Genomic DNA, 13,127 nt, shown 5'->3' on the forward strand with positions numbered 1-13,127 from the left:
AACGACTTCCTTGAAAGAGACGGCACCATCGCTACCCAACTGATGCATCAGAATTGTTGATAAGTTGCGCCCCAAAAGCGCAAACGACAAGAATGGCAGAAGTTATAATGAATTCGATCAATACACTGCCTCCTTTTATAACCACCTATTGTCTAGACAACACAATATTACATAGTGAATGTATTCCCGACGGTTACGTGCGATACCGGGATAGTAATTAGGGGTAATACATTAGTGTCTTAGAGTAAATTCGTTATACCCGAGTAGTATTGGTAATTGTGAATTGGAATGCTGTCCTTTATGTAGTACCTCTTAATGAATTGAATAAGTTAAGCGGTTAGTAGTGGTAACCATGGGCACCTTGTGATATTGTATTACCAGGGTTAGCGGCATATTCCAGATGTTGATCGCCTACTCAATCTGGATATAAACGGAGAATGCGTTTCGTCCTCCGAGATTGTCTTTTACCTTTGTATCCGATGGAAATTACCGATATTTACCTTATTGGTACATATTGGTACTGGGTTAATATCGTTAAGGTTGTAGAATGAATGTATGCTAGAGATTGCTCAGTCTAATACTCCATACAATAGACAATTCCAAGCCCTTCTTGAAGAGGTCCACTCGTATGATCGCACTGAGTTAATGTCGTTATTAGATAAGGCTCTGTCTGCATGGCAAAACGATGAGATGTTGCCATCTCAACTATTTTCAATAATGAATTCGATTGATAAAAGTGTAGATAAAGTTATCCAAACGTATCGCAATGCACAGCCAGTATTTATATGTTCTTTCTCGCCGATCATCACAATGGGGGCCTTGCTGAGTAAAGTATTTTTAAAAGTAAGACTGTTTGATGTTAGGCTGATTAATATCACCTCTCCAACCGATCTAGGCTTGTTGATCAAGACAATCTCCTCAAACGCCCCATTAGCTGTCATATTTAGTTTTTCGCTGTTTCATTTTATCGAAATGGTTAGTGCTGGCATAAAAGACTTACTATCACTTAAGACCACTTATTACGCCGGTGGAGTGGCATTTAACCTAAAACCGGAAATGAAGCACCTACTACCGGGAGTGGTGTTCCCATTAGATTTATTCAACTTAGTTGATTTATTGGAGATTCAAGTCAATGAATAATAAAATCGGTATCATATCTTGTTCATTCATACTTAAGCATGTTAAATCTGTGTTACTGAATAACGATGGATTCAAAATATACCCTTTAGTACCAGCCTGTCTGTTCAAGGTATCCCCAACTTTACTCCGACATGTCTTCGATCAAGCAGCTATCGAAAATCGGGTCTCGCTTGTGGCTTATGGATATTGCCACAAGGATTTACCTGCAATATTTGATGAATATAAAGATCATGTTGTTAAAATCCCAGGCGATAATTGTTGGGAAATGCTATTAGGTATTAATACTTTCCGAGAATATGTCAATGAGGGAAGTTGGCTTCTAAGGACTGCAGTTTGTAACGAATGGCGTGGCGAAACCTTTATTGCTTACGGATCTCTTAACCCAAGCTTCAACCTAGTAAAAGGCTGTAACACACAAAAAATTACAGCTTGTAGGTTTGAACCTGAGAAACCACGTGATTCTGAAGTTTACTCTTTCGCACAAGCCTTTGATACTCCTCCTCAAGTTGTTGAGTGTAACTTAACGCATTTTAAAGCTTTGATTCAGCAGGGAATCAATGATGCGCATAAATTAGCTCTTGACAGTTTTGTCGTAAAAACATCTCCCAAATCACAGAAAATAGACAAAACTATGCCAAGTGAAATATGCGATATTGGATTCCAATATGATATCTATTCTAAATATATTACTTTTATTAGTCCAAAAGTTACCCAACTATTGGGTTTTACCCCTTCGGAATTTATGAAATACTTTATCAATGATCCTGAACACTATTATTACTTCGATAGTGATACTCAAACACAACTTATCTCGCAAAGATACACATTCGTTTCTAATTGTATCTCCAAAGGCATGCAGTATCCACTATCGATTGAATACAGAGCAAAAAGAAAAGATGGAGAAATTATATGGATCAAAGAACATATATATCCCCGGTATAATGATGATGGCAGTGTCAGTAACCGTTTTGAAGGAAAGCTAGAAGATATTTCACACTGGAAAAGCGTGGAACTTAATTTAAAACACCTGTATGAACAGGAGGCTGCAGCAAAGTCAGCGTTACAGAATGAAATTGATAAGCGTGTAGAATTCACTCGGGCTTTGGTCCATGAATTGAAAACCCCTCTAACTCCAATATTACTGGCAAGCGATACACTTGCCAATAATATTTGCGAGAAACAATGGCTTCCGTTAATTGAGTGTATCAATAAAGGAGCCACCGATTTGAGTGGCAGGATTGATGAAATCCTTGATTTAGCTCGAGGTGAAGTCGGTATATTGAGGGTAGATTGTTCGCCTTTTAGTATAAATGATTTGATCTCAGAAATAGTGCACTCTTTTGCACTGCGGGCTAAGAATAATAACCAGCGTCTATTACAAAGACTAGATAAAACTATTCCCTTTGCAATGGCAGATAGCAAACGAATAAAACAGGTCTTGATGAATCTTATCGATAATGCCATCAAATATTCTGGTGAACGAACAACTATCACCTTGAGTACCAGTATGTTGAATGAAAAGTTGGCTGTAATGGTACAAGATGATGGACCAGGCATTCCTGAGGAAAGACAACCGGATCTTTTTATTCCATATAAATGTACAAATAAACTCAGTGGTCTCGGAATAGGACTCGCACTTTCTAAAAAGATTGTCGAGCTCCATGAGGGAAAGATTTGGGTGGTTAATAATCAAAGCGGTGGCTGTGCATTTTATTTTACCCTTCCAGTCATGGTTACACCCAATGCTCAAAAGGCTACGTGTGAAAGTATTAATTATCGAGGATGACCAGCAAATTATCGATACGGTCTCACTAGTATTAAGGTTAGTTTGGCCGGATGTCGCTTTATTTTCAACCCCTTATGGTAAAAAGGGGATTGAATTGGTTGAGAGACATATGCCTGATTCAATTCTTCTTGATCTTGGTCTCCCAGATATCGACGGATATGAGGTATTAAAACAAATACGTGCCTTTACGAGTATCCCGGTAATTGTAATTACAGTGCGAGATGAAGAGATATCATTGATTAAAGCTTTCGAGATGAATGCGGATGACTATCTCATCAAACCTTTTAGACAAATGGAATTGATAGCAAGACTAAAATCTGCGATGAAAAAACGTTCTTTTTTTGAAGAGGATCTCACGATATCATGCAACAATATCCACTATGGTTCTTCCATCAATGAGGTTTACATTGGGAATATCAAGCGGGAACTGACCTCTACGGAAGGTAGGTTGTTGTACCACCTGCTAAAAAAGGCGGGAAAGATCATAACCAAGGTTGAGCTTGCTGAAATGATTTGGGGTGAATTCATTCCAGGTTCCTCAGAAAATATTAAAAATTATATATGCCGTTTACGGAAAAAAATTGAAGATGATCCCAATAACCCCAAAATTATTGTCAGTCGCAGGGGCATAGGATACACTATCCCTCTATCACGTAATTTCACCTAATGTCCTTATACGACTTCGATAATCGCCAGTTATAAAAATTCTTTTATCGACACCCTTCTCTCTTCACCAGCCAAACATTTACCCTGCTCGAGTTTGGAATCGCGTAAGGGGTGGTGAAGTTCGGAGAAACTTAGCTCAGCACCGACCGGAATTTATTTGCAGATGCCTTTCGCTCCACGCATACTTGGAGCAGTCTTGGGTACTTCGTCAACCGGTACAATTTTCATCGAGTTGTCTCACTTCGAGAATTGTCTCAATTTTAGTTTTTGGCTAAGTTAAGTGCAATCTGCCATAAAAAATAGGGTGTTTTTCCGAGGTGGAAGGTAACAACAGATATAGAACGAGATACTCTCTGTCTGTTCTGTGAAGAGCCAAATTAGGATTTTTCGTGTTTCCGGGAGAGTCCGACTCTCTGAGGAGGACGAAGCTAACAACAGACCGGGAGCATTCTGCCCTCGGTCTTTTCGTTTCTTAACCACTCCAGGATATAACGTGTTTCAGGCAGAGTCTGACCGATTCATACTATATTAGAAAGGAGACAGCCTTTGGCTGTCTCCTTTCTTAACCTTGTTAGTTATCACTTTGATCAATAACGCCTGCCTCGGCGTCTCAACTGTTCAGCCTTAGCTACTTCTATCGAGATGGTTTTGCCGGAATAACCCATATAACCACACTGTATACAGGCTGAATAACAACCATACTCATCACTACCATCAAACAAGTCACCGGTACGACATCTAGGGCAGCTCTTGAGATTGATCATTAAATCACCTCACACGTGCATTTTTAAACACAATTCCATCCCGAGGTATGTCCGAGGGCAGTAACTCAAGTCACAGACTGACGTTTCATTAAACCCGTTCATCCCCTCTCACATTTAGCCACCCCAATCGGTTCCAGATGTCTAACTCTCCGATAAGCCCAGGATTTAATAACAGTCCCAAATGCTGTTAGCCTGTTACACTAAATAACCATCTAGTTGGTGTTATAAGTTCAAGTGAAAGATCAACCTCGATCTATTTATCCACAAGGGTATTGACAATATAGGATTCTTCCTATATTATATAGAACGTATGATGAATTCCCCCACATTGGGATTTATCGAAAGAGTCGCGAACGCACTTGGGGTTGAAATCAAAATCAGGATACAACCTGGCCATACTGATGACATATATGGAGGTTCCTAGTTTTAGCTCGCTAAGGGGTCAATATGGATAAATATCATTCTCCGATCAGTAACAAGGATCTCATGCAGAGCCTTTCTTCGTCCCAGAAAGGCCAAGGAGAGGCTAACGAATTTCGCGATTTAGATGAGATGTTGAATGCTTCGGAGTTAAATAAGCCATGGTTTGTTAAAGAAACTGACGTCCCTACTGTAGAAATTGATTTGAAACTACACAGCCCTTACCCTCAGTCAGCCAACGTATATGATATTAATGCGTTTTTCAGATATCTAGATAATCCCAAAATGGAAGCTGAGATCATCAGCAATAGCAAACTCCGTGAAAGAGATGGTATTGTACGCCAATTGCCAGGGAACTCTTTACGTGATATCTCTCTCGTTAAGACCCTAATCTCCGATTATTATTACGACCTGCCTTCTCCAGTCGGAGGATTTCGTTCAATCCCGTCTCCAAAAGATTATGGGGTACCACGTTGGGAAGGCACACCGGAAGATAATGCCAAGATGATCCGAACGGTGGCGAAAGCCACCGGCTGTTCTTACGTAGGGTTTCTCGACCTAAGTGACACCAGATTAGGTCCTGTGACAAACTTATTTTACTCCGAAATGGCTGTAAAATTTGAGGACGGAATCGAAGATTATAAGCTTCAAGGACTGAATACAATCTGCTACCCCCGTAACTGTAGATATTTGATCGTCCTTGTTCCACAAATGAAGAGTATCTATAAGAGATTCGGTAACTTCACTACACTGGCAACGGCTGGGCAAGATTCAACGGACAAGGTATTACATTTGGCAAAAATGATGAATTTCTTGCATGGAATTGGGTACCTGGGATTCGAAATAAGATCACCCCTTCCTCCTCTAGAAATATGAACCGGCATTGGAGAATATAACCGAACCCACGGACCACCTATCACACCGGCTTTTGGCAACGAATGTTTGTCTGGAACGTTTAGTATTCTCACGGACTTGCCTTTAGCGCCGAGCAAACCGATTGATATGGGGATCCTGAAATACTGTGAAAATTGCCTGAGATGCGCAGTCGCCTGCCCATCTGGCGCGATTGACAAAAACAAATTACCGAGTTGGGAAATTAACACAGGACCTTGGAACGCATCCAATGATCACAAAGGATACAAGAATAATTCTTTTAAATGCATGGAATTCATCGTCAACCATATTGCAACTGGATTCCGGCCAAGATTGATGGGGCATTGCATGAACTGCGTGTATTCTTGTCCATTTACAAAAGCCAAAATGCTTGATAACCGCCTCAAAGCGTTGCCTAACACCGTACCGTTGAGGATAGATCGAGAGAATACCCGACATTTTTGGGAAATTGACATGCCGGAATTTGGAATGATGTCGATCCTTAATCCACCGGAAATAGATAAACCATAACGTTGGGAAAGAGGAGGTGATTCAATACATTTCACAATAGAAATGATATAGAACAGCAATTCGCCCAAAACGGACTGACGGCTCCTGGCAGAGCCGTCAGTTAAGGAAGGAAAAGTACTGCGTCTTACAACAGTGTCTTGTCGCCTCCCTGTGTTCATTCTAGTAAACAAGGGTCACAGAGTCAAGGAACCAACAAAAATCAAAACATAAAAGAGGTAATATGAAATCGCATTCCACAATGAGTCGCCGAGATTTTATGAAATCTATAGGTTTAGGTTCTGCAGCCATAGCTAGCATGGGTGCAACCGCTCCACTTTTCCATGATCTAGACGAAATGACGGGCATAGGTGCTGCCGAAACTTTTAACTCCACTACATCCATGCAAAAACGTCCTTGGTGGGTTAAAGAGGTTGACATTCCTACAGTAGAAATCGACTTGAAACTGCGCACCCCTTACGCCGGGCCTAATCCGTGGTCTGGAGTATTAGATTCCATATATGTTACTAAAGAAGAGACTGCTGCCATCCTGGCTTCTCAACAGAACAATGCTATTGAAGGAGCTAAAAACAACCGGCCAGGTTTTACATTGCGTGATCAAATTGGAGCTTGGGCTTCACTGGATAGAGGACAAACAGGATATCTAAAATATCCACCTGAAGGTTTTCGAACAATAAAAGTTACTCATGAAACCTTAGGTGTACCGAAGTGGGAAGGCTCCGAAACGGAAAACGCATTCATGATTCGAACTTTCCTGCGGCAATTTGGTGCAGGGGCAATTGGCTATGCAAGAGTGGATGATAACAGCGTCGGACCGCGTAAACCCCTTTTTAATACTCATGTGAGATTGGAAAACAATTCAGATTATAAGTATGATACTAATGGAACATTTGTCATGCCCGAGAAGTGCAAATATGCCATCATAATTTATGATAGAAGTCCCCGAGATCCCAATAACTATCGTCGTACTGTCAATAGTCCTCAAGCCTTTGTATCAAACATGGAGAAATGCGAGTATGGTCATAAGCTCCAAAACTTCCTTTGGGGTTTAGGCTACCAGTCCTATTGGTTTGAAGATGAAACAACTAGCAAATTCACAGGGACTCCGACGAATGTTTGGGGTATCCTCTCAGGCATAGGCGAATACAACCGAATTCACAATGCGGTCTCGCAACCCGAAGGTGAGACCGGTAATTTTGCCAGTATTCTCTTCACAGATTTGCCTCTACCTACTACTAAACCGATAGACTTTGGAGCTTTAGAATTCTGTAAAACTTGTGGGATATGTGCCGACGTTTGCCCAGCCGGAGCAATTCCTACAGTAGAAGAGTATAGAGAGCCAACTTGGGATCGAGCAACTGGTCCCTGGAGTGCTTCCAATGACCATAAAGGATATCCTAATAAATCCATTGAATGCGTAAAGTGGTATTTTTCTAATGCAATTACAGGCTTCGCTCCTGCCTCTCGCCCGGTTGGAGTGTGTCGTCGATGTGCCAGTCACTGTGTCTTCAGCAAAGAGCATAAAGCCTGGATTCATGAAGTGGTTAAGGGTGTAGTCTCCACTACCTCCGTAATGAACCCCTTCTTTACAAAAATGGATAGGCTATCAGGTTACAGTGACATCATCTCAGATGAAGGCAGGGCTGAATATTGGCACCAGTACCTACCCGCTGTTTAGAAAGAGAGAGAATTAAATATGAAATTAAATATTGACTTCAAATGGTATCAATGGCTTTTTGGGGTAATTTCTCTGATTTTGGCATCTTTCTTGACTCATGAAATATTTGCTACCCTAGCAGAATCTCAGCCTGGCACTGTCAAGGTACTTTCCTTGCTTATAGGAATCCCATTGATTATCTTCCTGTATCTGACCTTTGGTTTAAGGTCAGCCCTAAAAAAATCCAAATCTAGTGTGACGGATTAGTAACAGATAACCTATGGCCAATGGAGGGGCTTCTTCAGCCTCTCCATTGGCTTATTGGACAAACAATCTAGGCGGGCCGAGTCCCCGGGGAATTCTGACTCCCAGTCCAAGTAACAACATCTGCCGTTGTGACCTGAACAATCTGTTAGAATGTTGAATTAATCTTTTTATTTGAAGGTAGCCCCTCAAAACAAGCAAGAGGGATCGGGGCCCTCTTGCATGACCAGTTGGCTCCTGCAAGTTCCTAAGCCATTAGCTTCCCCTTATCCTGCGGTGACTGGGAATATACGGCATCCACTTTAACCGTGCCGACTCCACTAATAGTCACCCCCATAGCTTCTTTGAGAGCCTTAGCGAATGTATCAAACACTGGCCCAGAAGTTAGGTATTTCTGAAAGGTGCCTTTAACCTGGTAAGTGGTGAATGGTTGAGCAACCGGCAATTTCATTGCCACAATCGCCACCTTTTTTGTTTCCTCGAGATTCTTGAATGTCCTTGTGGTGCGGCCGTACAAGTCGGCGAAAGCAAGCGTTTCGTCGTCAATTGCTGTCATACTCGTTTTGGGGGTGACATTGAGTTCACCAGCACGGCTTATCGTTGCCACCATCTTGGGGACTCCGGGATCTTGAAACAGTCCAATAACCTCTTTTGACATCTTGGCCATAACAATTCTCCTTCTTGATTAGTCCAATAATGAGATGATAGCGAGAGTCATCGCCGTGAGACCCAGCAATAGGTGCACCCAAAAAAGCTTGGCGGTAATGAAACCTTTCAACGGATTGTGAACTGTTTTGAGAGTAAAACCACAGATGCCAGCCGCCAAAATGAATATGAACGCCCAAGTCGCCATGAACGATCCCTCCTTTCGTGTTTTGGTCCATTTTGGCATCATAATGTGAGCGAAGTCGGTAAAATAGTTTACAAACTTGATGCTATGGCTTGCTGTAAAATAGGCGAGTTACGTGGAGGAATAGATGACGTACTTGAACTGTATGGCGGATATGTGGCTATTTGAATCTCTGGAAGAGCGAGAAAAGGGAGAAATCCGTAAACTTTTTCGACGGCCAGAATATCTTAAGGACGAATACCTGGTGACTAAAGGCAGGGTGAAACTGATAAAGACCTCGGAGTATGGTAAGGAAATTGTCCTTGGGTATTTGACCGCCAATCAATTGTTTGGGGAAGAAGTTCTCTTCGATGATTCGTTACGCACCTTTGGTGCCGTTGCCGAGGAGGACTCTCGGCTATGTTCCTGTTATAAGAGTGATTTTGAGGGATTCCTTACGCAGAATAGCCAACTATCGCTAAAAGTGATTAAAACCCTGGGAGACAAGATTAGGCGGATAACCGAGCAACTGGCCGACGTCGCTATTTATGACACCCGCTCCAGCCTTTGTCGCACATTAGCTCGGCTTGCCACGGAACACGGCCAGGAAACCCTAGATGGGATGAAACTGAACTTCAGGTTGACTCATGATGATCTTGGCGCCTTGGTTGGGGCCTCCCGGGTCATGGTTACAAACGTTATGAAGTCACTTAAACTTGCCGGCATTGTGAAGGACGATTTCGATCACAAGTTGGTGGTAAGTAAATGGTTTTTAAGTGAACCTTTGTCAAAAGAAACCCTCCCTATTAAGGGTCACACTGCGAGCTGCGATTGTTTCCAGAGGACTCAATAATTGGATGCTTTTGCATTAAAGGAATTTCAGGCGGAGTTAGACTCCTAGAGGACTATGCATTAACAACAAACCGAAGGTTGTAGACTCTCGGTCCGTTTCATTAACAGCCAACCCAGGACCTCCCGTGTTTCCGGTATAGTCCGACTCTCCTCCGTCTCCCCCTCCGATTGCACATTCCGTCATTTTGTGTCTTCGGCTTTTTGTCGCTTGATTGCGCATACTCAGGGGGCATAAAATCCAGATGAATGGAAACGGTGGATGGGAATACTGCGATGGAGAATCAAGAACGCACTTTCATTGAACCAACCTTAAAGAAGTTTTTCAGAGCATTCCAAGTCGTTTCTCCCTTGAACCTCGTCACATGGTTGGTCCGCCGTTTTAAGATAATTTGGTCTCCAACACGCCTTGTCGTTGAGGTCTACGTAACTTTTTGGTTGGTTTGTCTCCTGGTATTGGCTTGGGCTATAGGGATTGCCGGTTCTCTTCCGGCCTTATTACTACTAGTAATCATCTGGCGTTTATTAGATATCTCACAAGCTTGGTTCCACACATTCCTAAAACACAGGGTGAAAGCCTTATCGCCTGTTCGAAGCTTAGCACTTGCAACAATGAATTACTTCGAATTGTTTATTATATTCGGGATTTTGGCCTATCAATTTAGAACCGATAATTTTTATCCTTCATTCGTCACAATTACTGAAAGCCTCAGATATAGCATCGGGGTGATCACTGCGATGGGATCAAAGTTTGACCCAGCCTCGGTTTTGGGGGGATTGTTGTATTACGGTGAAATAGCTTTCGGATTGGGGTTTCTTGTAGTAATCGTTACCAGGATTCTTACCTTATTTAAGGAATGATTTCCGATTGGCAGTTGTGCAATCGCTTGAGTTGCGACCTCTACCTTGACTACTGAAACGGGTCCACAATTCAAGGTTTGATAGGGCCGAAATAAGATAGGATCAGGTCGTAAGACTTTAAATCGTTTGTCTAGAGTTGAGAACCTATTCTTATACCAATTAGAATATGCTTGTGAAACCAATTGGTCCGATCTACACAACCCAACTTTTTCTACCACTTAGCAAAGAACTGCTTGGAGTCCTCAAGTCCCTAACTCCAGAAGATTGGGTAAAACCGACCGTATGTTTGCCATGGACTGTGAAAGAAGTTGCCGCGCACCTGCTGGGCGGCAACTTCGGCCGACTCTGGAACCGAACCGAATCTTCTCCTGCTCCAATCTTGCTCTACGATGAATTGTTGGAACAAATAAATGAGGACAATGCTCTTTGGGTTAAAGCCTCAAGACGGATTAGTCCGCATATCATCATCGAATTGATTGAACTGACAGATCGTCTCCTCGCACGTCACTTTCAAAGCCTAGATCTACATGGATCGGCAGAAATCACGGTGGCATGGGCAAGTGATCAAATCCCACCAAATTGGTTTGACATCGCGCGCGAATACACAGAGAAATGGTTGCATCAGCAACATATTCGCCAGGCTGTTGGCCGCCCTTTGATGATGGAATCGGTTTGGCTGGCTCCGGTGTTGGATACATTCATCCGTGGCTTGCTACGAACTTTTGGTAACACGGACGCCATTCTTGGCACGAGCATTGGAGTCCAAATCGTTGGGGAAGCTGGCGGAGAGTGGGCGCTGGTTAGAGGAGAATCGGGTTGGGAATTGTTTGTCGGACACCCATTACACCCGGTCAGCCAGGTGAAGATTGATCAGAGTGTGGCTTGGCGCTTATTTACAAGAAGCTTGGATCCGAATACCGCTCGGCATCAAGTGGAAATCCTCGGGAACAAAACGCTTGGTTATAAGGTTCTTGAGACTGTGTCAATCATGGCATAGAAGCACTAACTTCCAATCCCTGCACATCGACTTGCATCCTCATATTCCTTAGGTAAAATGAGCAGTAACACATTCTCTGCTTTTGTGACCAACTCAGTGTGTCATATTGTTCGCCCAATGCCGGTGGCCGCGTCAAAACTGGGCACCGGCGATAAATGATCATCCAACCTGGTTTTCAAACAGTGTCAGACTGGTTGTCTCGATGTCATTGAGACGTTTAGCCACTAACCTGGTCATCGTATCCAGTTGTTCGGCGCATCGCCGGTAATCCGCATCAGTACCGCCAAGGGGATCAGACACCTGGTCTTCTGAACCGATAAATTCGCCGATGGTGAATACCTTATAGGCTTCCTCCGGCGAGAATCGTTTGACCGAGTGAGCTCTGCCGATGTCGGTGGTGAGCACAAGATCAGCCGATTCCAGTAATCGGGGACTCAAGGCTCGGGATCTATGATTATCCAGGCGAAGCGGGCGGCCAGAAGTGTCCTTGAATCTGGCAATCGCCTTGATCGATCCAGGACTGGCCGGATAGCCGTCCTCGGCGCCGGTTCCACAGGAAAAGACTTCATCCTGGCGTTCGCCCATGTTAGCTTTGTAGAGCGCCTCGGCCATCGGGCTGCGGCAGGTATTGCCATAGCAGACAAACAGAATCTTTTTCATTTCAACTCCTCCTTCTCCATCGATGTTGGTTACTCACCGGTTTCCCCACCGGCCCAAACGAAGAATTCTGCAAGGATAGCCCCGAGCTGCAACCCCGTTACCGTAACCTCCCATGATTTATCCTCATTCGGGTTCCATTCAACGTCGGGTGATTGCTGGACGCCCAGTTCAACGAAAAGTTCGTGAATCGTCTCGGATTGGTAAAAGAATTGGAATGGATTTTGCCATCTTTCCCTGAGCCAGGCATGTTCTAGTTCCAAAGTGTCAAGTCTAGTTTCACAGAATAATCCCCAGAGTCCCCGAAACTTTACTTCGTGGTCGCCAAACCAATTCCGAAGCTGAACGTACGAATCGTTCTCAGTAGGACTCGGTAGACGGCGCTCCGAGGCTGGTTTATCGGTGCGTAGAATGTTGATGAAAAGGTCCACCATGTGGCACCAATGCTCAGCCCATTCGCCGACAAAATCCGCATTGTTGACCTCAGTTCCATTTGCGTTTGTCATTCTCGGTTCCTCCTCGGACGAATGCGAGCTTGATCGTCGACCGGGTAGAGTAACCCATCGTTTACCGGCCGTATTTCTCTTTAAGGTATACCCCGTAGTCTTTCCAGAAAAGCCCGCACAAGCAGTGGCCTTTGCTTTCAACTTCCTCTATCGACTGGGGACACGGGCACGCGGGACGCATTTTATCGCACGGGCAGTGCCCGAACCGTTTCACGCCATTGAGGTAATACTCATACCCCATCGCGTGAATGATGAAACCGTGTTCGTGGGCGAATTTGATGATCGGGATTGCCTCGGCGTTTTTCACTTTTAGAGCGCTAGCCACGTTGC

General features: G+C 43.6%; 13 protein-coding genes. 8 read left to right on the forward strand and 5 right to left on the reverse strand.

Annotation, left to right across the window (positions count from 1 at the left end):
* The first annotated feature begins 555 nt into the window (after positions 1-555).
* From DEALK_RS08485 to DEALK_RS08500, 4 genes are all read left to right on the forward strand, one after another.
* Entirely contained in the window at positions 556-1,140 is a 585-nt protein-coding gene (locus tag DEALK_RS08485) for a hypothetical protein (RefSeq protein ID WP_058439795.1), read from the forward strand.
* Positions 1,133-2,926, forward strand: a complete 1,794-nt coding sequence (locus tag DEALK_RS08490) for a PAS domain-containing sensor histidine kinase (RefSeq protein ID WP_065128746.1) — start codon at positions 1,133-1,135, stop codon at positions 2,924-2,926. The genes DEALK_RS08485 and DEALK_RS08490 overlap by 8 nt, the downstream gene beginning before the upstream one ends.
* Positions 2,901-3,593 carry a response regulator transcription factor gene (locus DEALK_RS08495; RefSeq protein WP_058439797.1) on the forward strand — a complete coding sequence of 231 codons (693 nt, stop codon included), beginning with the start codon at positions 2,901-2,903 and terminating at the stop codon, positions 3,591-3,593. Before DEALK_RS08490 ends, DEALK_RS08495 begins: the two co-directional genes overlap by 26 nt.
* Before the next feature lie 1,210 nt (positions 3,594-4,803).
* Positions 4,804-5,652 carry a reductive dehalogenase domain-containing protein gene (locus DEALK_RS08500; RefSeq protein WP_058439798.1) on the forward strand — a complete coding sequence of 283 codons (849 nt, stop codon included), beginning with the start codon at positions 4,804-4,806 and terminating at the stop codon, positions 5,650-5,652.
* Between the two features lie 251 nt (positions 5,653-5,903).
* Here the strand turns inward: DEALK_RS08500 and DEALK_RS10475 are convergent, their stop codons facing one another.
* Positions 5,904-6,248 (reverse strand): hypothetical protein, encoded by a 345-nt coding sequence (locus DEALK_RS10475; protein ID WP_244881599.1) that lies wholly within the window; start codon positions 6,246-6,248, stop codon positions 5,904-5,906.
* 152 nt (positions 6,249-6,400) lie between these two features.
* Between DEALK_RS10475 and DEALK_RS09855 the strand changes: the two genes are divergently transcribed.
* Positions 6,401-7,855: a reductive dehalogenase gene (locus DEALK_RS09855; RefSeq protein ID WP_083496427.1), complete on the forward strand. Its 1,455-nt coding sequence runs from the start codon at positions 6,401-6,403 to the stop codon at positions 7,853-7,855.
* Positions 7,856-8,345: 490 nt separating this feature from the next.
* Here DEALK_RS09855 and DEALK_RS08505 read toward each other — a convergent pair whose 3' ends face one another.
* On the reverse strand, positions 8,346-8,765 hold the full coding sequence (locus tag DEALK_RS08505; protein WP_058439799.1) for a pyridoxamine 5'-phosphate oxidase family protein: 420 nt from the start codon (positions 8,763-8,765) through the stop codon (positions 8,346-8,348).
* A gap of 310 nt (positions 8,766-9,075) precedes the next feature.
* Between DEALK_RS08505 and DEALK_RS08510 the strand changes: the two genes are divergently transcribed.
* From DEALK_RS08510 to DEALK_RS08520, 3 genes are all read left to right on the forward strand, one after another.
* Positions 9,076-9,780 (forward strand): Crp/Fnr family transcriptional regulator, encoded by a 705-nt coding sequence (locus DEALK_RS08510; RefSeq protein ID WP_058439800.1) that lies wholly within the window; start codon positions 9,076-9,078, stop codon positions 9,778-9,780.
* 245 nt (positions 9,781-10,025) lie between these two features.
* On the forward strand, positions 10,026-10,637 hold the full coding sequence (locus tag DEALK_RS08515) for a hypothetical protein (protein ID WP_058439801.1): 612 nt from the start codon (positions 10,026-10,028) through the stop codon (positions 10,635-10,637).
* A gap of 172 nt (positions 10,638-10,809) precedes the next feature.
* A complete protein-coding gene (locus tag DEALK_RS08520) occupies positions 10,810-11,634 on the forward strand; it encodes a maleylpyruvate isomerase N-terminal domain-containing protein (protein ID WP_065128872.1) in 825 nt (274 codons plus the stop codon).
* 159 nt (positions 11,635-11,793) lie between these two features.
* On the opposite strand, the gene DEALK_RS08525 is transcribed toward DEALK_RS08520, so the two are convergent.
* The 3 genes from DEALK_RS08525 to DEALK_RS08535 form a co-directional block, all read right to left on the reverse strand.
* Positions 11,794-12,294 carry an arsenate reductase/protein-tyrosine-phosphatase family protein gene (locus tag DEALK_RS08525; protein WP_058439803.1) on the reverse strand — a complete coding sequence of 167 codons (501 nt, stop codon included), beginning with the start codon at positions 12,292-12,294 and terminating at the stop codon, positions 11,794-11,796.
* A 29-nt stretch (positions 12,295-12,323) separates the two neighbouring features.
* A complete protein-coding gene (locus DEALK_RS08530; RefSeq protein WP_058439804.1) occupies positions 12,324-12,797 on the reverse strand; it encodes a Rossmann-fold NAD(P)-binding domain-containing protein in 474 nt (157 codons plus the stop codon).
* Positions 12,798-12,858: 61 nt separating this feature from the next.
* Positions 12,859-13,122 carry a hypothetical protein gene (locus tag DEALK_RS08535; RefSeq protein ID WP_144437098.1) on the reverse strand — a complete coding sequence of 88 codons (264 nt, stop codon included), beginning with the start codon at positions 13,120-13,122 and terminating at the stop codon, positions 12,859-12,861.
* Between the last annotated feature and the right edge of the window lie 5 nt (positions 13,123-13,127).

The sequence above is a fragment of the Dehalogenimonas alkenigignens genome (genome assembly GCF_001466665.1).
Lineage (GTDB): Bacteria > Chloroflexota > Dehalococcoidia > Dehalococcoidales > Dehalococcoidaceae > Dehalogenimonas > Dehalogenimonas alkenigignens.